General features: G+C 64.8%; 19 protein-coding genes and 1 other RNA gene. 8 read left to right on the top strand and 12 right to left on the bottom strand.

Annotated features, from left to right (window positions below; translation table 11 throughout):
• Nucleotides 1-119: 119 nt before the first annotated feature.
• Entirely contained in the window at nucleotides 120-974 is an 855-nt protein-coding gene (locus UB31_RS04310) for a transporter substrate-binding domain-containing protein (protein ID WP_045009932.1), read from the bottom strand.
• A gap of 171 nt (nucleotides 975-1145) precedes the next feature.
• Between UB31_RS04310 and ffs the strand changes: the two genes are divergently transcribed.
• The 5 genes from ffs (at nucleotide 1146) to UB31_RS04290 (ending at nucleotide 4594) form a co-directional block, all read left to right on the top strand.
• Nucleotides 1146-1242, top strand: an RNA gene (gene ffs / locus UB31_RS40045) — signal recognition particle sRNA small type.
• 94 nt (nucleotides 1243-1336) lie between these two features.
• On the top strand, nucleotides 1337-3178 hold the full coding sequence (locus UB31_RS04305) for a DNA polymerase III subunit gamma/tau (protein ID WP_045009931.1): 1842 nt from the start codon (nucleotides 1337-1339) through the stop codon (nucleotides 3176-3178).
• 27 nt (nucleotides 3179-3205) lie between these two features.
• Nucleotides 3206-3526, top strand: coding sequence for a YbaB/EbfC family nucleoid-associated protein (locus tag UB31_RS04300; RefSeq protein WP_045001816.1), 321 nt, complete (start codon nucleotides 3206-3208; stop codon nucleotides 3524-3526).
• 1 nt (nucleotide 3527) lies between these two features.
• Nucleotides 3528-4130 (top strand): recombination mediator RecR, encoded by a 603-nt coding sequence (gene recR / locus UB31_RS04295; protein ID WP_045009930.1) that lies wholly within the window; start codon nucleotides 3528-3530, stop codon nucleotides 4128-4130.
• Between the two features lie 26 nt (nucleotides 4131-4156).
• Complete coding sequence (locus UB31_RS04290; protein WP_045001818.1) at nucleotides 4157-4594, top strand: hypothetical protein; 438 nt, start codon at nucleotides 4157-4159, stop codon at nucleotides 4592-4594.
• A 138-nt stretch (nucleotides 4595-4732) separates the two neighbouring features.
• On the opposite strand, the gene UB31_RS04285 is transcribed toward UB31_RS04290, so the two are convergent.
• The 3 genes from UB31_RS04285 to UB31_RS04275 all read right to left on the bottom strand — a co-directional run bounded on the left by UB31_RS04285 (nucleotide 4733) and on the right by UB31_RS04275 (nucleotide 7801).
• Complete coding sequence (locus UB31_RS04285) at nucleotides 4733-6097, bottom strand: AmpG family muropeptide MFS transporter (protein ID WP_045009929.1); 1365 nt, start codon at nucleotides 6095-6097, stop codon at nucleotides 4733-4735.
• 113 nt (nucleotides 6098-6210) lie between these two features.
• Entirely contained in the window at nucleotides 6211-6513 is a 303-nt protein-coding gene (locus UB31_RS04280) for a GIY-YIG nuclease family protein (protein WP_045001821.1), read from the bottom strand.
• An 88-nt stretch (nucleotides 6514-6601) separates the two neighbouring features.
• The gene (locus UB31_RS04275) at nucleotides 6602-7801 is read right to left on the bottom strand and encodes a DNA recombination protein RmuC (RefSeq protein WP_045009928.1); all 1200 of its coding nucleotides are present in this window, start codon (nucleotides 7799-7801) and stop codon (nucleotides 6602-6604) included.
• A 172-nt stretch (nucleotides 7802-7973) separates the two neighbouring features.
• Between UB31_RS04275 and def the strand changes: the two genes are divergently transcribed.
• The 3 genes from def to truA are packed head-to-tail and all read left to right on the top strand — an operon-like array spanning nucleotide 7974 to nucleotide 10168.
• Nucleotides 7974-8498 carry a peptide deformylase gene (gene def, locus UB31_RS04270; protein ID WP_045009927.1) on the top strand — a complete coding sequence of 175 codons (525 nt, stop codon included), beginning with the start codon at nucleotides 7974-7976 and terminating at the stop codon, nucleotides 8496-8498.
• 9 nt (nucleotides 8499-8507) lie between these two features.
• Nucleotides 8508-9431 carry a methionyl-tRNA formyltransferase gene (gene fmt, locus UB31_RS04265; protein WP_045009926.1) on the top strand — a complete coding sequence of 308 codons (924 nt, stop codon included), beginning with the start codon at nucleotides 8508-8510 and terminating at the stop codon, nucleotides 9429-9431.
• Nucleotides 9431-10168, top strand: a complete 738-nt coding sequence (gene truA / locus UB31_RS04260) for a tRNA pseudouridine(38-40) synthase TruA (protein ID WP_045009925.1) — start codon at nucleotides 9431-9433, stop codon at nucleotides 10166-10168. Before fmt ends, truA begins: the two co-directional genes overlap by 1 nt.
• 144 nt (nucleotides 10169-10312) lie before the next feature.
• Here the strand turns inward: truA and dapE are convergent, their stop codons facing one another.
• From dapE to yihA, 8 genes are all read right to left on the bottom strand, one after another.
• Complete coding sequence (gene dapE, locus UB31_RS04255) at nucleotides 10313-11479, bottom strand: succinyl-diaminopimelate desuccinylase (RefSeq protein ID WP_045009924.1); 1167 nt, start codon at nucleotides 11477-11479, stop codon at nucleotides 10313-10315.
• A complete protein-coding gene (locus UB31_RS04250; protein ID WP_045009923.1) occupies nucleotides 11476-12144 on the bottom strand; it encodes a DUF805 domain-containing protein in 669 nt (222 codons plus the stop codon). Before UB31_RS04250 ends, dapE begins: the two co-directional genes overlap by 4 nt.
• 245 nt (nucleotides 12145-12389) lie before the next feature.
• Nucleotides 12390-13235 (bottom strand): 2,3,4,5-tetrahydropyridine-2,6-dicarboxylate N-succinyltransferase, encoded by an 846-nt coding sequence (dapD, locus tag UB31_RS04245; RefSeq protein ID WP_045001959.1) that lies wholly within the window; start codon nucleotides 13233-13235, stop codon nucleotides 12390-12392.
• Between the two features lie 203 nt (nucleotides 13236-13438).
• Nucleotides 13439-14131, bottom strand: a complete 693-nt coding sequence (locus tag UB31_RS04240; RefSeq protein ID WP_045009922.1) for a pyrimidine 5'-nucleotidase — start codon at nucleotides 14129-14131, stop codon at nucleotides 13439-13441.
• Between the two features lie 202 nt (nucleotides 14132-14333).
• Complete coding sequence (locus UB31_RS04235) at nucleotides 14334-15320, bottom strand: DUF1036 domain-containing protein (RefSeq protein ID WP_045009999.1); 987 nt, start codon at nucleotides 15318-15320, stop codon at nucleotides 14334-14336.
• A 92-nt stretch (nucleotides 15321-15412) separates the two neighbouring features.
• Entirely contained in the window at nucleotides 15413-16300 is an 888-nt protein-coding gene (gene argB, locus UB31_RS04230) for an acetylglutamate kinase (RefSeq protein WP_045001955.1), read from the bottom strand.
• A 177-nt stretch (nucleotides 16301-16477) separates the two neighbouring features.
• A complete protein-coding gene (locus tag UB31_RS04225) occupies nucleotides 16478-16843 on the bottom strand; it encodes a DUF423 domain-containing protein (RefSeq protein ID WP_045009921.1) in 366 nt (121 codons plus the stop codon).
• Nucleotides 16843-17496: a ribosome biogenesis GTP-binding protein YihA/YsxC gene (gene yihA / locus UB31_RS04220; protein ID WP_045009920.1), complete on the bottom strand. Its 654-nt coding sequence runs from the start codon at nucleotides 17494-17496 to the stop codon at nucleotides 16843-16845. The genes UB31_RS04225 and yihA overlap by 1 nt, the downstream gene beginning before the upstream one ends.
• Nucleotides 17497-17517 lie beyond the last annotated feature (21 nt).

Here is a 17517-nt window from a genome sequence, read left to right as displayed (position 1 = left end):
CCAATAGCCGATGCTATGCATCGGCGTCCTTTTAAAGAACGGCGGCCGACAGCCGCCTGTGCCTCTCCCGCAAGCGGGAGAGGGAGTGGAGCGTAGCGAGCCAGCCCTGACTTCATCACTTACAGCGAAACACCCGGCGGAATGTCCGCCTCGGTCACGCCCACCAGCTCCATATTCGTGATGATGGCGTTGCGGATGAAGCCGAGGCCTTTGTTGAAGTCGATCCAGGTGTTGACGTAGTCGCGCCAGGTCTTGTCGGTCTCGCGACGGAAGCCGGCGTTGGACGTGGTGGCGAAGATCGGCGTCGGCAGCACGAACTGGCCGAGCGACGGGTTCTTCTTCAGCACGGTCAGCGACAACATGGTGATCAGGCACTGCGCGTCGACGCGGCCGGTCTGGAGCGCGGCGGTGGCGTCATCGGCGCTCTTCAGCCGCGAGATCTGCGCCTTCGGCGTCAGGCGGCTGACGACCTGGTCGTGCGACGAGCCTTGGTCGACGGCGATCTTGACGTCGGGCGAGTTCAGCTCGGCCCAGCTCTTCGGCTTGAAATCCTTCTTGCAGAGGATGCCGAAGGCGTTGTTGAAGACCGGCACCGAGAAATCGACCACCAGCGCGCGCTTCGGGGTCGGGTTGAGGCCGAAGAAGACGTCGATCTTGTTGGCCTGTAGATCGAGCACCGAATTGCCCCAGGTGGTCTCGGTGATGTCGAGCTCGGCCTCCATGTCGTCGGCGAGTGCTTTCGCGATGTCGACGTAAAAGCCCTTCCACTGGCCGCTGGAGAGATCCTTCATGTAATAGGGCGCGCCGCCGCCGACTGCGCCGATCCGCATCTTCTTGGTGCGGCGGATGCGGGCGAAGGTCGATTCGTTCGGATCGGCCGCCTGGGCCACGGCCGGGGAGGCGAGCGCGCCCGCGGTCGCCACGCCAATGGCGCCAAGTCCGACAATCGATGCAACATCACGACGTGTAACCATTGGGATCAATCGCTTTTCTGGTTAGGTGGAGTTCCGGCAGCGTTCATACCAAGGCGCCCCCGGCAGTGAAAGCACAGCCTATCGGCTGGGCAGGCCAGGAATTGCCCGGATGCTGGGCAAGCCAGAGCTCCCCGCTTGCTTTCCAGCCCTTTTGGCCCCAAATAGGGACCGGGAGATTGGCGGTGGACGAGCCACTCGCCAACCGGGTCAGGTCCGGAAGGAAGCAGCCCTAACGAGGTCCGGATCGGGTCGCTCGTCAGTCTCCTACTTGTTTTTCCGAGCGAATTGCGCCGGCGGCTCGAGCCGCCAGCGCGCTCCTTTCCGCAAAAGCCGGCGAGAGACATTCCATTGCGGATCGACCGATGACCGACGCTGGCGCCCCTCCGAATTCCGATAGCGCTGGCCAGGCTGGCTTTTCGCTCGGCGCCCAACCGGGCACCCCCTACCGGGTGCTGGCACGCAAATACCGCCCCTCCTCTTTCGACGATCTGATCGGCCAGGAGGCCGTGGTCCGCACCGTCTCCAATGCGTTCGAGACCGGGCGCATTCCGCAGGCTTGGATCCTCACCGGCGTCCGCGGCGTCGGCAAGACCACTACTGCGCGTATCCTTGCCCGTGCGCTCAACTACGAGATGCCGGATGGCTCGGCGAAGGGCCCGACTGTCCACATGCCGACACTGGGCGTGCATTGCCAGGCGATCATGGAAAGCCGGCACATGGACGTGCTGGAGATGGACGCGGCGTCGCATACCGGCGTCGACGATGTCCGCCAGATCAATGACAGCGTGCGCTACGCGCCGGCCAGCGCCCGCTACAAGGTCTACATCATCGACGAAGTCCACATGTTGTCGACGGCGGCGTTCAACGCCTTCCTGAAGACGCTTGAGGAACCGCCGGAGCACGCCAAATTCGTGTTCGCGACCACCGAGATCCGCAAGGTTCCGGTCACGGTGCTGTCGCGCTGCCAGCGCTTTGATCTCCGCCGCGTCGAGGCCGACGTGCTGATGAAGCACCTCGCCAACATCGCCGCCAAGGAAAACGTCGAGATCGAGCCGGAGGCGCTCGGCATCATCGCGCGTGCTGCGGAAGGTTCCGTGCGCGACTCGCTGTCGCTGCTCGACCAGGCGATCGCGCATGCGGCAGGCACGGTGAAGGCCGATGCTATCAGGCAGATGCTGGGCCTTGCCGACCGCACCCGCGTCATCGACCTCTTCGATTCGCTGGCGCGCGGTGACATCGCCGCTGCCTTCAAGGAGTTCCGCGACCAGTACGATGTCGGCGCCGATCCGATCGTGGTGCTCTCGGACCTCGCCGAATTCGTCAACTTCGTCACCCGCGTGAAAATCGTGCCGGCGACCGCCGACAATGTCGCCTATGGCGAGACCGAGCGCGTCCGCGCGCGGGATTTCGCCTCGAAAATCTCGATGCGGGTGCTGTCGCGGATGTGGCAGATGCTGCTCAAGGGCATCACCGAGGTGCAGGCCGCGACGCGCCCGGCGGCTGCCGCCGAAATGGTGCTGGTGCGCATCGCCTATGTCGCCGATCTGCCGACCCCGGACGAAGCGCTCAGGATGCTGGAGCAGAACGGCGGCGGCTCGCCGGTCGTGAGCGGCGGCAGTGCTGCGCGCAGCGCGCCGGCAGCACCTGTTGCGTCTGCGGTGCCGGTTCGCATGCCGACATCATCGCCGTCCTCGTTCGGCGGCGCCGCCCGGCCGCAGATGGCTGCGCCCGCGCCGGACCCGCAAGCTGCCACGCCGGCTCTGCGGGTCACGAGCTTCACCCAGCTCGTCGCGCTCGCCGGCCAGAAGCGCGACCTGATGACCAAGGCCGCGCTCGAAAGCGACATGCGCCTCGTCCGTTTCGAGGAGGGCCGGCTCGAGATCGCGCTCGAGCCGAATGCCTCCAAGACCATGATTACCGAGCTCGCGCGCAAGTTCGAGCTCTGGACCGGCCGGCGCTGGACTGTGATCGTCTCCAACGAGCAGGGCCAGCCGACGCTGCGCTCGGTCAACCAGGCCGCCAAGCAGGAACACGCGCGTACCGCCGAGGCCGATCCACGCGTGCAAGAGGTGCTGTCGCGTTTTCCGGGTGCGAAAGTCGTCGAGGTCCGCAGGCTTGCCCCGGAGACGCCGGACTCCAATATTAACGCTGACTATGGCTCTGACGATCCGCCCGACGGTTCCGACGCCGACGACGATCTCTAAAGCCCATCTTTCCAAGGACACGCACCCATGGCTGATTTTCTCGGCATGATGAAGCAGGCGGCGCAGCTGCAATCCAAGATGCAGGAGATGCAGGAGCAGCTCGGCAATGTCGAGGTCGAGGGCATCTCCGGCGGCGGCCTCGTCGCGGTGCGCATGACCGCGAAGATGGACGTCAAGGGCGTCAAGATCGACCCCTCGCTGATGAAGGCCGAAGAACGCGAGGTGCTGGAAGACCTTCTGGTCACCGCATTTGGCGACGCGCGCCGCAAGGCTGAGACTGCCATGCAGGAGAAGATGCAGTCGCTCACCGGCGGGCTCGGCCTGCCGCCGGGGCTGTTCGGCCAATAATATGGGCGCGGTTGCGGGTCCTGAAATCGAGCGGCTGGTTCAGCTTCTTGCGCGCCTGCCGGGCCTCGGTCCGCGCTCCGCGCGGCGCGCCGCGTTGCATCTGATCAAGAAGCGCGAAGCGCTGATGACGCCGCTGACCTCGGCCTTGCAAGTCGCGCTCGACAAGGTCCAGGTTTGCAAGACCTGCGGCAACATCGACACCCAAAATCCCTGCACGGTCTGCATCGATCCGAAGCGCGATCCCGCCATCATCGTCGTCGTCGCCGATGTCGCCGACCTCTGGGCGCTGGAGCGGGCCAATGCAACTCACGGGCGCTATCACGTGCTAGGGGCGACCCTGTCGCCGCTCGACGGCGTCGGCCCGCAGGATCTCACCATCGACGCGTTGGTCGCGCGCGCGCATGCTGCCGAGGTGCACGAAATCATCCTGGCGTTGAACGCGACGGTCGACGGCCAGACCACGGCGCACTACATCACCGACCTGCTCCAGGACGCCAACGTAAAAGTAACGCGTCTCGCCCATGGTGTGCCGGTCGGTGGCGAGCTTGATTATCTCGATGAAGGTACGCTATCGGCCGCCATGCGGCAGCGGACCCTGTTCTAGCAATCCAGACTTACGGAACCGACGACATGACGAAACGATTCGCCAAACAGCTGGCTTTGGTCGCGATGATGATGACGGTGGTGACCCCGGCCGTCTCCGCGCAGCAGGATGACGAGGCGCCGCCGCCGGCGAAGCCGGGCAAGCCGATCAACACCGGCGAGGTGCTGTCGGGTGAGCTCAACACAATGAAAGTGCGCGACGTCAAGAACGCCGGCAAGCGGATTGCGACCTACCAGATCACCTCCGAGCCGCGCCGCCTGCCCGCGCCGAGCGGGCTGTGCGATCTCGAGACCGGGCCGGAGACTTTCCAGCTCGTCACCTCCAGCGACGCGCAGGCCGCGCAGCTGAAATCGTTCGTCGGCAAGGAGATCTCGGTCAAGGTCGACGAGGTCGCCTGCGCCAGCGATCCCGGCCAGATGAGCGAAGCCGTGATCACGAAGTGGAGCTTGATCAGGAAGCAGTAGGGGGTGCTCTTTCCACGATTCCGGTGTCGTCGCCCGGCTTGACCGGGCGATCCAGTACGCCGCGGCTTCTCGGCTAATCACAACCGTCTCTGGAATACTGGATGCCCCGCCTTCGCGGGGCATGACAGCGAGTGGTGCCTACACCCGCACCGGCCCCAGCGCCTCAAAGTGCCCGCGCTTCTGCAGCCAGGTCAGCAGCACCAGGCTCGGGATCGCCACCAGCACGCAGATCACGAAGAACAGCGGCCAGCCGGTCGCCTTGGCGACGTAGCCCGCACCCGATGAGAGATAGGTGCGCCCGACCGCCGCGAGCGCCGTGAGCAGCGCATATTGCGTCGCCGTGTGCAGCGGGTTCTGGCACAGCGCCGAGAGATAGGCGACGAAGATCACGGTGCCGATAGCGCTGGTGAAATTCTCGCAGGTGATGGCGAAGGCCAGCGCCCATTGGCTGGTGCCGACGAAAGCGAGCCAGGAAAAGGACAGGTTGGCGAGCGCTTGCACGACGCCACCGATCCACAGACTGGTCGAAAGCGAATAGCGCCGCGCGACGAAACCGCCGGCAAAGCCGCCGATCAACGTCGCGGCCAGGCCGACGCCCTTCACGATCGCCGCATAATCGTTGCGGGAAAAGCCGAGGTCGATCACGAACGGCGCCGTCATGGTGCCGGAGAACGCGTCGGTGAATTTGAACAGCACCACGAAGATGAGCGCGGCGATCGCGTCCTTGCGCGACAGGAATTCCGAGAAGGCCCCGATCGCGGCGTGCAGCACCCGCTCGAACGCCGTCTCGGTTTGTGTCGCCGCTTCGGCCCGCAATGATTGCTCGGGCTCGGTCGCGGCGAGCGCGGTGACAGTGCCGATCAGCACCATCGCGGCCATCACCACATAGCCCCACATCCAGGCCGATGTGCGCGGAATGCCCGTGCTCTCAAAACCGGAGACGATGAACAGCGCGCCCGCGGTCGAGACCAGCATGCCGATGCGATAGGCCGCGACGTAGGACGCCATGCCGGCGGCCTGCTCGCTCTCCGGCAGGCTCTCGACGCGAAAGGCGTCGACCACGATGTCCTGGGTCGAGGACGTCGTCGCCACCAGCAGGGCGCCGAGCGCGACGTAGAACGGCGAGCGCGCGGGGTCGGTCAGCGCCAGCAGCAGGATCGCGACGATCAGCAGCAATTGCGAGAACAGCAGCCAGCCGCGCCGGCGGCCAAAGGCGCGGGTGAACAGCGGCACATGCAGCGCATCCACCAGCGGCGCCCACAGGAATTTCAGCGTGTAGGGCGTGCCGACCAGCGCAAACAGCCCGATGGTCCCGAGATCGACGCCGGACTCCCGCATCCACACCAGCAGCGTCGAGCCCGACAGCGCCAGCGGCAGCCCGGACGAGAAGCCGAGGAACAGCACGATCAGCACCCGCGGTTGCAGGTAAACGGCAAGGCTGTCGCGCCAGGAGGAGGGGGCCGTGTCGGGACTGGCAGGGGAGGTCGCGTCGGGTGCGGTCATGGGGCGGTGTTAGCAGATTCTGGGGGCCGCAAGGGAGCTGTCGTTTTTGCCGGCCACAAAGGAGGTGTCGTCGCCCGGCTTGACCGGGCGATCCAGTATTCTAGAGGCTGAAGTTATGGAGGACCTGCGATCTCAGAATAGGGATCGTTCCAATCCGGATTGTCTTTCTCGATCAGCGCGATCTTCCAATCACGCTTCCACTTCTTCAGCCGCTTCTCACGTTTGATCGCATTCTCGGGATCATCGAACTGCTCGAAGTAAACGAGCTTCACGACGCCGTATTCCTTCGTGAAGCTCTCGACCAACTGCAATTTGTGTTTGGCCACACGGCGGATGAGATCATTCGTTACGCCGATGTAGAGCGTACCGCCGATCTTGCTGGCGAGGATGTAGACGTAGTAGCAGCGTGTGCCCATCTGCCGTCTCTGGGATACTGGGTCGCCCGGTCAAGCCGGGCGACGACAGCGGTGTTGAGGCGGCAGCTTATCGGATCGTGGAGGAGAATCACTCCCCCGCCTGGAGCTTCCTTGGAAACAGCTCGGCGGCACCGGTCGCCACCAGATGCGGGCCTTCCGGCGCATCGGTCTTGCTGAAATCGAGCTCCTCGATTCGCCCGGCGCGCTTCTCGATCTTGTCGGCGGAGATCAGCACCTGGCGCACGTCCTCGTTGGCGTCGGCAAAATGCTTCTGGAGTTTCAGCACGCGGTCGCGCAGACGGCCGAGGTCGTCGCCGAGCTTGATCACCTCGGTGCGGATCTGGTCGGCGGCATCGCGCATCCGCGCGTCCTTCATGATCTGCTGCATCACCTGGATCGCAAGCATCAGGAGCGAGGGCGACACCAGCACGACCCGGGCGCGGTAGGCCTTCTGGATCACGTCGTCGAACCCGTCATGGATTTCGGCATAGACCGATTCCGACGGAACGAACATCAGCGCCATCTCCTGGGTCTCGCCGGCGACGAGATATTTTTCGGCGATGTCGCTGACATGCTTCATCACGTCGCCGCGCAAGCGCTGCGTGGCGATCCGCTTCTCCTCGTCGGTGCGGGCGTCATGCAGCGCGGTCATCGCCTCCAGCGGAAATTTCGCATCGATGCAGAGCGGTCGCTGGTCCGGCAGGAACACGACGCAGTCCGGCCGCTTTCCGGTCGAGAGCGTGAACTGGAACTCATAGGCACCTTTCGGCAGTCCGTCTTGGACGATCGCCTCCATTCGGGCCTGGCCGAAGGCGCCGCGCGACTGCTTGTTGGCGAGCACGTCGCGCAAGGTCGTCACCTGGGTGGTGAGATCGGTCAGGTTCTTGTGCGCGCTGTCGATGATGCCGAGCCGCTCGTGCAGCGCGTGCAGGCTCTCCATGGTGTTGCGGGTGGTGTTCTCCATGGACTGGCCGACGCGATGGGTCACCGAATCCAGCCGCTCGTTGACCGCCCGCGCCATATCGGCCTGGCGGCCGGCCAGCGTCTGGGTCATGGCATCGACCCGGCCCGAGGCCTCGCTCTGGGCGTGCAGCATTTGGCTGACGCGCTCCTCGAGCTCGTCGGCCCGGATGGCATTGGCCATCGCGAGTTCCGCGCCGCGCCGTCCCGAGCGCGCGATCACCACCGCAATCACCAGCAGCAGGATGAGGACCAGGACGCCGAAGCCGATCAGCGCATCGATGGTGCGCACCGGCCAGTCGCCAACCAGGAAAATGATCTCGTTCATGCCTGTGCTTCTAGCCGATTCGCATCCCCGCACGAACGAATAGCGAACATTTATGGGTAATGCCCCGTTAATTTTTATGGTTAACGAAACCCTAGGATTTATGGTTAGCGGATCGTTAACGGAGTTCCCGGCCGCATTGACCGCTCGGCGCGCGCGGCTTAAATCGCCCGCCATGGCCCTCAGAGAAATCATCATCCTGCCCGACAAGCAGCTGCGTCTGGTCTCCAAGCCGATCGAGAAGGTCACGCCGGAGATCCGCAAGCTTGCCGACGACATGTTCGAGACCATGTACGACGCGCCCGGCATCGGGCTCGCGGCGATCCAGATCGCGCAGCCCTTGCGGCTGATTACCATGGACCTCGCCAAGCGCGACGAGAACGGCGAAACCACGCCGGAGCCGCGCGTCTTCATCAATCCGGAAGTGATCGCCTCGTCCGAGGAGCTGTCGGTCTACGAGGAAGGCTGTCTTTCGATCCCCGAATATTACGAGGAGGTCGAACGGCCTGCGAAGGTGCGCGTGCGCTTCACCGATCTCGACGGCAAGGTGCACGAGCAGGATGCCGAAGGCCTCTTCGCCACCTGCATCCAGCACGAGATCGACCATCTCAACGGTGTGCTGTTCGTCGACTATCTGTCAAAGCTCAAGCGCGACCGCGTGATCAAGAAGTTCGAGAAGGCCGCCAAGCGCGGGGAGTGAGTTCCGTCGATGCCCCTTCGCCTGATCTTCATGGGTACGCCCGATTTCTCCGTGCCGACGCTGCTCGAGCTCGTCGCGCATGGCCACGAGATCGTGGCCGTCTACACCCGCGCGCCGAAGCCGGGCGGGCGGCGTGGCCTGCAATTGCAGCCGACCCCGGTGGAAGAGGCTGCCCGAAAGCTCGGCGTGCCCGTGCTGACGCCGAAGACGTTGAAGACTGAGGAAGCGCTCGAGGAATTTCGCGCGTTCGATGCCGACGCTGCCGTCGTCGTCGCCTATGGCATGATCCTGCCGCAGGCGATCCTCGATGCGCCAAAGCTCGGCTGCTACAATCTGCACGCCTCGCTGCTGCCGCGCTGGCGCGGGGCTGCACCGATCAACCGCGCCATCATGGCCGGTGACGCCGAGAGCGGCGTGATGGTGATGAAGATGGACGTCGGGCTCGATACCGGCGACGTCGCCATGGCCGAGCGCATCGCGATTCCCGACAACATGACCGCGGTCGATCTGCACGATCGCCTCTCCCGTCTCGGCGCCGATCTGATGGTCCGCGCCATGGCCGCGCTCGGGCGCGGCGGGCTTCAGCTCAAGAAGCAGAGTGAGGATGGCGTCACCTATGCCGCCAAGATCGACAAGGCTGAGGCACGGATCGACTGGACCAAACCCGCGCGCGACGTGCTGCGCCACATCCACGGTCTGTCGCCGTTTCCTGGCGCCTGGGCCGAGCTTGAGAAGGCACGCGTGAAAATCCTGCGCTGTGAGCTGGCCAAGGGTTCGGGCGCGCCGGGCGAGGTGCTCGACGATCAACTCACCATCGCCTGCGGCGAGGGCGCCATCCGCATTCTCGAGCTCCAGCGCGAAGGCAAGGCGCGGATGCAGGCCGTGGACTTCCTGCGCGGCGTGAAGGTCGAGCCGCCGATGCGGCTGGCCTGATGCCCCGCTACAAGCTCACCATCGAATATGACGGCGCGCCGTTCTTCGGCTGGCAGGTGCAGGACACTCTGCCCTCGGTGCAGGGCGCGCTTGAGGCGGCGGTGAAGGCGATGACCGGTGCGGATCTGCGCGTCCATGGCGCCGGCCGCACCGATGCCGGCGTGCATGCGCGCGGCCAGGTCGCCCATGTCGATATCGAGAAGCAGTTTCCGCCGGGCCGTTTTCGCGACGGGCTGAATGCGCATCTGCGCCCGCATCCGATCGCGGTGTTAGAGGCCGAGATCGTGCCCGAGACTTTCGAGGCGCGCTTCTCGGCCGTGAAGCGCCACTACCGCTATCGCATCGTCAACACCCGCGCCAATCTCGCGCTCGATATCGGCCACGCCTGGCGCGTGCCGCGCCGGCTCGATAGCGATGCGATGCATGCGGCGGCACAACGCCTGCTCGGCAAGCACGATTTCACGACGTTCCGCGACACCGAGTGCCAGGCCAAATCGCCAGAGAAGACGCTCGATCAGCTCGACGTGCTGCGCGACGGCCGCGAGGTGACGATCCTCACCTCCGCGCGCTCCTTCCTGCACAGCCAGGTCCGCTCGATGGTGGGATCGCTGATGTGGGTCGGCGAAGGCCGTTGGACCGCCGACGATCTCTCCCAAGCGCTCGAAGCCCGCAACCGCGCCGCCTGCGGCATCGTCGCTCCGCCGGACGGGCTGTATCTGATGAAGGTGGATTATTGAAGTAGAAGGGACGCGCGCTCTCGCCAACCCCACCACTGTCATGCCCGCGAAGGCGGGCATCCAGTACGCCGCGGCCTCTCGGCTTAACCACTGCTGTCTCGGAGTACTGGATCGCCCGCCTTCGCGGGCGATGACAGCTGAGCGCTACGCAAAATACCGCGTCAGTATCCCCCGATACACCTTTGTCAGCTTCTCCAGATCCTTGACCGGCACGCGCTCGTCGACCTGGTGCATGGTCTGGCCGACCAGGCCGAACTCGATCACAGGGCAATAGCTGGAGATAAAGCGCGCATCCGAGGTGCCGCCTGAGGTCGACAGCTCCGGTTTGCGGCCCGTGATCTCCTCGATCGCGGAGACCGCGAGATCGGTGAACGGGCCGGGCTTGGTGACGAACACGTTGGAGTTCGACGGCTCCCAGACGATGCGGGCGCGGATGCGGTTGCCGCAGGCCTTTGTCAGCCGCGTCTCGACCAGCTCGCGCAGGCTCGCTTGCGTGTGGTTGTCGTTGTAGCGGATGTTGAATTTTGCGCGGGCTTGGCCGGGGATGACGTTGTTGGCGGTGTTGCCGACGTCGACCGAGGTGAATTCGAGATTGGAGGCCTGGAACTGCGCGCTGCCGTGGTCGAGCGGCTCGTCGGAGATCGCCACGATCAATCGCGAAATGTCCGGCACCGGATTGGCGGCGCGAAGCGGATAGGCGACATGGCCCTGCACGCCGTCGACGTAAAGCGTGCCGGATTGCGAGCCGCGGCGGCCGACCTTGATGGTGTCGCCGAGTGTCTCGACATTGGAGGGCTCGCCGAGCACGCAATGATCGAATTTTTCGCCGCGCTCCGCGGCCCATTTCAATAGCTTGATGGTGCCGTTGATGGAGACGTCTTCCTCATCGCCGGTGATCAGGAACGAGATCGAGCCCTTGCCATCCGCACGCGCCTTGCCGTCGTTCGCGGCAAGATGTTCGAGCACCGCGGCCACCGAGCAGGCGATGCCGCCCTTCATGTCGACCGCGCCGCGGCCGTGCAGAAAACCGTCCCGGACCTCGCCCGAGAATGCGCCGACGCTCCAGGCGCTCTCGTCGCCGGGCGGCACCACGTCGGTGTGGCCGGCGAAGGTGATGTGCGGGCCGTCAGTGCCGATCCGCGCATAGAGATTGTCGACGTCGGCGATGCCGGGCTCGCTGAAGGTCACGCGGTGGCAGGTAAAACCGGCAGCGTTGAGGGCCGTTTCAAGCACGCCCAGCGCACCGGCATCGGCCGGAGTTACCGAGGGGCAGCGGATCAGATCGCGGGCAATGGACAAGGCATCGTTCATGCGCCTCGCTTAACATGCATGCCGCCGGGTGGGCTAGCACTCGGCGGGACAAATTCGATTTCGCTCTGCTGGTCCCAGCTTTTTGCAGGGGGCGAGGCGGATGCCGGGCTCTCCTCAATCTCAGCCAGCGGATCAGGGCCGAACCGGTTGCTGCCCGAGGTGCCGGGCGCAATGAACAACTCGATAAGCCCCCACAGCCACAGCGCGTGGATGGCCAAGTCGAACGCAACAAACCAGTCGGCGTCAGGCAGAAAACCCCAGAGCAGAACACCCCGGAAATGAAACAGCAGATTGGGGACGAAGAAGAAGGGAATGATCCACCAGCCGCTTCTGTCGCGATCGTGCAGCCGTTTGATCGCGGTCGCGAGGTAGATCCAGAGAAACAGCGAGGTGCCGAGGACCTTGAGGATCAGGGTTGGACGCTCGGCGGATGGCAGCAAACGATAGGCTCGCGGGTCGACCACCTTGAAGAGGTCATCGAGGCCGAAGTCGAAATCGAAGTCGAGCTTGAACTTGAGGGTCGATGAGGCCCCTTCGACGATTCCGATGACCTGACCGATGATCCCCAGCAGCCCCACCAGCAACGCGACGATCAGCAGCGCCTGCCACAGCAGGGCCCGGTTGATGCGGCCGTCGAAGCGGAAGAGATACCAGGTCCAGTCCATGCCAAAGGCTCCGGGCGGTCGAGGCCGCCCGGGAATTGGTCGCGATGGAGGGAGGGTGGGTTCGATCCGCTACTTAACCCGTCATCCTGAGGTGCGAGCCATGGGGCGCAACGCGCGCCATGGCGAGCCTCGAAGGATGGACGGCCGAGATGCGTCAGCCGGGCCGTCGCCCTTCGAGGCTTGCCCTGCGTTGCAGGGCGCGCACCTCAGGGGGACGGTGAGGGATTGGGGCTCGCGGCCCGAACTCAATCCCGCAGCAGCTCGTTGATGCTGGTCTTCGACCGCGTGCGCTCGTCGACGCGCTTGACGATGACGGCGCAGGCGGTGCTCGGGCCGATCTGGCCGTTCTTCATGGGCTTGCCGGGCAGCGCGCCGGGGACGACGACGGAATATTCCGGCACTTCGCCGATGAAGATCTCGCCGGTCTCGCGATCGACGATCTTGGTCGAGGCGCCAAGAAACACGCCCATCGCCAGCACCGCGCCCTTGCGCACGATGACGCCCTCGGCGACCTCGGAGCGTGCGCCGATGAAGCAATCGTCCTCGATGATGACGGGCTCGGCCTGGAGCGGCTCGAGCACGCCGCCGATGCCGGCGCCGCCGGAGATGTGCACGCGCTTGCCGATCTGCGCGCAGGAGCCGACGGTCGCCCAGGTGTCGACCATGGTGCTCTCATCGACATAGGCGCCGAGATTGACGAAGGACGGCATCAGCACGACGTTCTTGGCGATGAAGGCCGAGCGGCGGACGATGGCGCCCGGCACCGCACGAAACCCGGCGTCGCGAAAACGATTCGGGCCCCAGCCTTCGAACTTGGAGGGCACCTTGTCCCACCAGCTCGCCTTGCCGGGACCGCCGCCAATGACGTCCATGTCGTTGAGGCGGAAGGAGAGCAGCACGGCCTTCTTCAGCCATTGATTGACCTTCCACTTGCCGTCGGCCCCGCGCTCGGCGACGCGCGCCTCGCCCTTGTCCAAGGTCTCCAGCACCTGGTCCACGGCCTCGCGCACCTCACCCTTGGTCGAGGTCGAGATGCCGTCGCGCGCGTCGAAAGCGCTGTTGATGGTGGATTCGAGGGCGGACAGGGACATCGGGATTTCCTCAGAGACGGACGGGAATTTGGGGCGGATTGGGAGGCTTTTTCGGGATTTGGCGGGGAGGAGTCAAGGCATACTCCGCCGTCGTCCCGGGGCGCGCGAGCCCTGTAGCCCGGATGGAGCGAAGCGCAATCCGGGAAAGTCTCTCCTGCGGTGCGATGTCCCGGATTTCGCTTCGCTCCATCCGGGCTACGGGCCTAACGTGACAGCCCCGCCAAAAACCCCGCCAGATCGTCCGTGACGTGGTCGACATAGGCCGCATCGCGCCCCTCCAGTTCCCAGTCCTCGCGCACCACTTCCTTGGTGCCGTCAGGCACCACCAGCACCGTGGTCGTGCCGAGCTGGTGCGGAACGGTGAGGTTGCGGGCGAGGTCCTCGAACATGGCGGCGCGTGTCGGATCGACCGAATGGTCTGCGAGGAATTTCTGATAGGTCTGCGGCGCGGGCTTCGGCTCGAACCCGGCGGCGATGATGTCGAACACGCCGTCGAAATGCGAGGCGAGGCCGAGCCGCGCCAGCACGGCGTCGACATGGTCGACCGAGCCGTTGGTGAGGATCAGCTTGCGTCCCGGGAGTTTCGCGATCGCTTCGCCGAGCTGCGGGTTCGGCTCCAGCGGCGAGTGGTCGATCTTGTGGACGTAAGCGAGATAGTCGTCGGCGCGCACGCCATGCAGGGTCATCATGCCGCGCATCGTGGTGCCGAAGCGCAAATAATAATCCTTCTGGATTTTGCGCGCTTCCGCAGGGCTCACGTTCAGCCAGTTGCAAACGAACTCCCCGATCCGCGCATCGACCTGCTGCCACAGATTGACGTGATGCGGGTAGAGCGTGTTGTCGAGGTCGAACATCCAGGTGTCGATATGGGCGAAGGTGCGGCGGGGTGGGCTCATATCAAATCTCTATCTGCTACTCGCAAGCGTGGCCCACTTTCCGCCGTCGTCCCGGCGAAGGCCGGGACCCATACCGCGTGATCTATCAATGAGGCACTCTGGTCGTCGTTCTTCGTCAAACCCAATCCTGGGGTTATGGGTCCCGGCCTTCGCCGGGACGACACGGGTGTTTGTGGCGCTAGAGCTGATCACACCATCACCATCACGGCACCGCAAAGCGCAGCGTCTTGCCGCCGCTCGACATGTCCACGGCGCCAAAACCCGTCGCCGCAAATCCGCGCGCGGGACAATCGCTTTGCTCGTTGGTCTCGAACTTGGTCTCGCGCGTGCAGAGCTGCCTGTCGCCGCCCCAGTTCAACGGCTTGTCCTGCTGCTTGATAACGCGGTTGTCGGTATCGACGGCTTCGGCGAAGCTGAAGATCTGTTTCGGTGTGCCGGTCACGTCGGGATGCAGGCAGGTCTTGGGATCGATGCGATACCAGCCGCGGCTCGTCACCGACTTGCCGTCGTCGGCGGCAACCGCCGCCATTACCTTGTGCGGCGTGTCGTTGCACCAGGTCAGGCCGCTCGGCGATGGCGTCTGCACCGCGTCGACCATGGTCTTGAAGAAGTTCGGCGACGAGACGATGTCGGATGGCAGCCCGCGGCTTTTCAGGAACGCGGCAAGGGCACCTTGCGTCTTCGGCCCGTCGACGCCGTCGATCGGGGCTGCATCATAGCCGGCGATCAGCAGCAGCCGTTGGATGCCGGCGAGCCGCGCCTGTTCGTCGTCATATTCGGAATCCTCGGCGAGATAGGCGGTGAAATTGCCGTCGTCGCTCTGCGTCGGCGTGATCTGGGTGAAGGCAGCCTGGGTCTGGCCGGCGCGGCACTGTCGCGCGGCCGCGATGACGAAATTGTCTTGCGCGACGCAAAGCATGTCGCTGCCGTTCTGGGGGATGGGCGAAGCGCCATAGACGCCGAGCGCACGCGCATTGAGCAGGATGCGGTCGGCCGAGAGCGTGCCCTGCACCACCACGCGGCAGGTGGCGGGATCGATCCTGAACCAGCCCCGCGTCGCAGTCGCCGCCTTGTCGTCGATGCCGATCGCGGCCTCGACGACATAGGACATGCGGTTGCAGATCTTGAGGTCGGCGACGGCCGGTGCGGAGGAGAAGACGAATGACACGACTGCTGCCGGCAGCGTCATCAGGAAACGGGTCACGACCGAGCGACGGCGAGGCCTCGTCCCGCGCTCGTCAAGCGCGGGCGGGGCGCCCTCGGTCCTTGGCCGCTCGCTCATCACTTGTGGATCAGCGTTCCCGTGCCCGTGTTGGTGAAGAGCTCGAGCAGCACCGCGTGCTGCATCTTGCCGTCGATGATGACGACGCCCTCGACGCCCTGTTCGAGTGCGTAGATGCAGGTCTCGACCTTCGGGATCATGCCGCCGGAAATGGTGCCGTCGGCGATCAGCTTTCGCGCGTCCTTGATCGAAAGCTGCGGGATCAGCTTCTTCGACTTGTCGAGCACGCCCGGCACGTCGGTGAGCAGCAGCAGACGTTTTGCCTTCAGCGCGCCGGCAACCGCACCCGCAAAAGTGTCGGCGTTGACATTCAGCGTCTGGCCATCTTTCGAGGTCGCCAGCGGCGCCAGCACCGGGATCAGCTCATAGCCGATGAGCTGGTTCAGCAGCGTGAGGTCGACCTTCTCGGGGTCGCCGACGAAGCCGAGATCGACCGCCTTCTCGATATGCGAGTCCGGATCGATGATGGTGCGCGTCGTCTTCGACGCCTTCACCATGTTGGCGTCCTTGCCTGACAGGCCCACGGCCTTGCCGCCGGCTTCGTTGATGTAGCCGACGATCTGCTTGTTGACGGAGCCGGCGAGCACCATCTCGACGATCTCGATGGTCGCGGCATCGGTGATGCGCAGGCCGGCTGCGAATTCTGAGACGATGCCGAGGCGCTTGAGCATGGTCGCGATCTGCGGCCCGCCGCCATGCACCACCACCGGGTTGATCGCGGTCTGCTCGAGCAGCACGATGTCGCGGGCAAAATTCCTCGCGGTCTCCTCGTCACCCATGGCATGGCCGCCATATTTGATGACGATGGTTTCTTCGTCATACTGCTGCATGTGCGGCAGCGCTTCGGACAGGATGCGGGCCTGGTCGAGCGGGGAGATTTCGGTCATCTGGCAGATCTCGCTGGCGGGACAAACGCGGCCTGCGTTCTATCTGATTGGCGGGCGAGGCGCAAAGTGGGACTGGTATGTAGCTGCGTAGCCCGGATGGAGCGGAAGCGTAATCCGGGGTCGGTGCCAAAAGCGCCAGCGGTCCCGGATTGCGCTTCGCTCCATCCGGGCTACGGATCAGCGCTTGGGCACCACCGCTGCCAGCGTCACCGCCAGCCAGCTCACGATCATCAGCGTTCCGCCGGTCGGCGCGGCGTAGGGAAACAGCGAATGCCCGGCGTATTGCCGCACGGTGAGGTCGCCCGCGAACAGCGTGGCTGCGATCACGAAGCCGAACGCTGCCATGAGGCCAATTCCGCCGTGCAGAAGGCCGTGCGTGAGCAGCGCGACGGTCGCAAGTATGGCAGTTGCATGAAACAGCAGCATGGCGCTGGCGGAGGCGAGCCGGCTCGCATCGCCGCCGTGCGCGGACGCGGCCGCCAGCGCCACGCCGGCGGCGCCCATCAAACCGGCAAGCCCAATCAACAGGCGGAACACGGCCATTACGATGTCCGCTCTTCCAGGAGCTTCGCCATCGCGGCGCGCAGCTCGGACATTCCGGCCCCGGAGCGCGACGAGGTCGTCAGCACATCCGGAAACGCGGCGGGATGCTTGGCGAGCGCAAGGCCGGTCTCGGCGATTCTCTCGGCAAGCTCCGATGCCTTCACCTGGTCGGCCTTGGTCAGCACGATCTGATAGCTGACGGCGGAGCGATCGAGCGTGCCCAGGATTTCATGGTCGACGTCCTTCAGCCCGTGCCGCGCATCGATCAGCAAATAGACCCGCGCGAGCGAGGCGCGGCCGAGCAGGAATTTGTGGATCAGATCGGTCCAGGACGCGACCTGGGTCTTGGGCGCCTTGGCATAGCCGTAGCCGGGCATGTCGACGAGCCGCAAGTCGGCTTTGCCGGGGACCTCGAAGAAGATCAGCTCCTGGGTGCGGCCCGGCGTGTGCGAGGTGCGCGCCAGCGCGTTGCGGCCGGTGAGCGCGTTGATCAGGCTCGACTTGCCGACATTGGAGCGGCCGGCAAAGGCGATCTCCAGCCCCGCCATCGGCGGCAGCGATGCAATCGAGGGCGAGGCCCAGATGAACTGCCAGTCGCGGGTGAACAGTTTTCGCCCGGCCTCGATCAGCTTCGCATCTTTGTCGTCGGTCATGCGAAGGCTTTCAGTTGTTTA

This window comes from Bradyrhizobium sp. LTSP849, assembly GCF_000938255.1.
Taxonomy (GTDB): domain Bacteria; phylum Pseudomonadota; class Alphaproteobacteria; order Rhizobiales; family Xanthobacteraceae; genus Bradyrhizobium.
Note: the sequence above shows the minus strand (reverse complement) of the source record. Positions and strands in the feature narration are given on the sequence as shown.

Coding starts and splice junctions, on each gene's coding strand:
- UB31_RS04310 (WP_045009932.1), bottom strand. CDS start 974: ATGGTTACACGTCGTGATGTTGCATCGATTGTCGGACTTGGCGCCATT.
- UB31_RS04305 (WP_045009931.1), top strand. CDS start 1,337: ATGACCGACGCTGGCGCCCCTCCGAATTCCGATAGCGCTGGCCAGGCT.
- UB31_RS04300 (WP_045001816.1), top strand. CDS start 3,206: ATGGCTGATTTTCTCGGCATGATGAAGCAGGCGGCGCAGCTGCAATCC.
- recR (WP_045009930.1), top strand. CDS start 3,528: ATGGGCGCGGTTGCGGGTCCTGAAATCGAGCGGCTGGTTCAGCTTCTT.
- UB31_RS04290 (WP_045001818.1), top strand. CDS start 4,157: ATGACGAAACGATTCGCCAAACAGCTGGCTTTGGTCGCGATGATGATG.
- UB31_RS04285 (WP_045009929.1), bottom strand. CDS start 6,097: ATGACCGCACCCGACGCGACCTCCCCTGCCAGTCCCGACACGGCCCCC.
- UB31_RS04280 (WP_045001821.1), bottom strand. CDS start 6,513: ATGGGCACACGCTGCTACTACGTCTACATCCTCGCCAGCAAGATCGGC.
- UB31_RS04275 (WP_045009928.1), bottom strand. CDS start 7,801: ATGAACGAGATCATTTTCCTGGTTGGCGACTGGCCGGTGCGCACCATC.
- def (WP_045009927.1), top strand. CDS start 7,974: ATGGCCCTCAGAGAAATCATCATCCTGCCCGACAAGCAGCTGCGTCTG.
- fmt (WP_045009926.1), top strand. CDS start 8,508: ATGCCCCTTCGCCTGATCTTCATGGGTACGCCCGATTTCTCCGTGCCG.
- truA (WP_045009925.1), top strand. CDS start 9,431: ATGCCCCGCTACAAGCTCACCATCGAATATGACGGCGCGCCGTTCTTC.
- dapE (WP_045009924.1), bottom strand. CDS start 11,479: ATGAACGATGCCTTGTCCATTGCCCGCGATCTGATCCGCTGCCCCTCG.
- UB31_RS04250 (WP_045009923.1), bottom strand. CDS start 12,144: ATGGACTGGACCTGGTATCTCTTCCGCTTCGACGGCCGCATCAACCGG.
- dapD (WP_045001959.1), bottom strand. CDS start 13,235: ATGTCCCTGTCCGCCCTCGAATCCACCATCAACAGCGCTTTCGACGCG.
- UB31_RS04240 (WP_045009922.1), bottom strand. CDS start 14,131: ATGAGCCCACCCCGCCGCACCTTCGCCCATATCGACACCTGGATGTTC.
- UB31_RS04235 (WP_045009999.1), bottom strand. CDS start 15,320: ATGACGCTGCCGGCAGCAGTCGTGTCATTCGTCTTCTCCTCCGCACCG.
- argB (WP_045001955.1), bottom strand. CDS start 16,300: ATGACCGAAATCTCCCCGCTCGACCAGGCCCGCATCCTGTCCGAAGCG.
- UB31_RS04225 (WP_045009921.1), bottom strand. CDS start 16,843: ATGGCCGTGTTCCGCCTGTTGATTGGGCTTGCCGGTTTGATGGGCGCC.
- yihA (WP_045009920.1), bottom strand. CDS start 17,496: ATGACCGACGACAAAGATGCGAAGCTGATCGAGGCCGGGCGAAAACTG.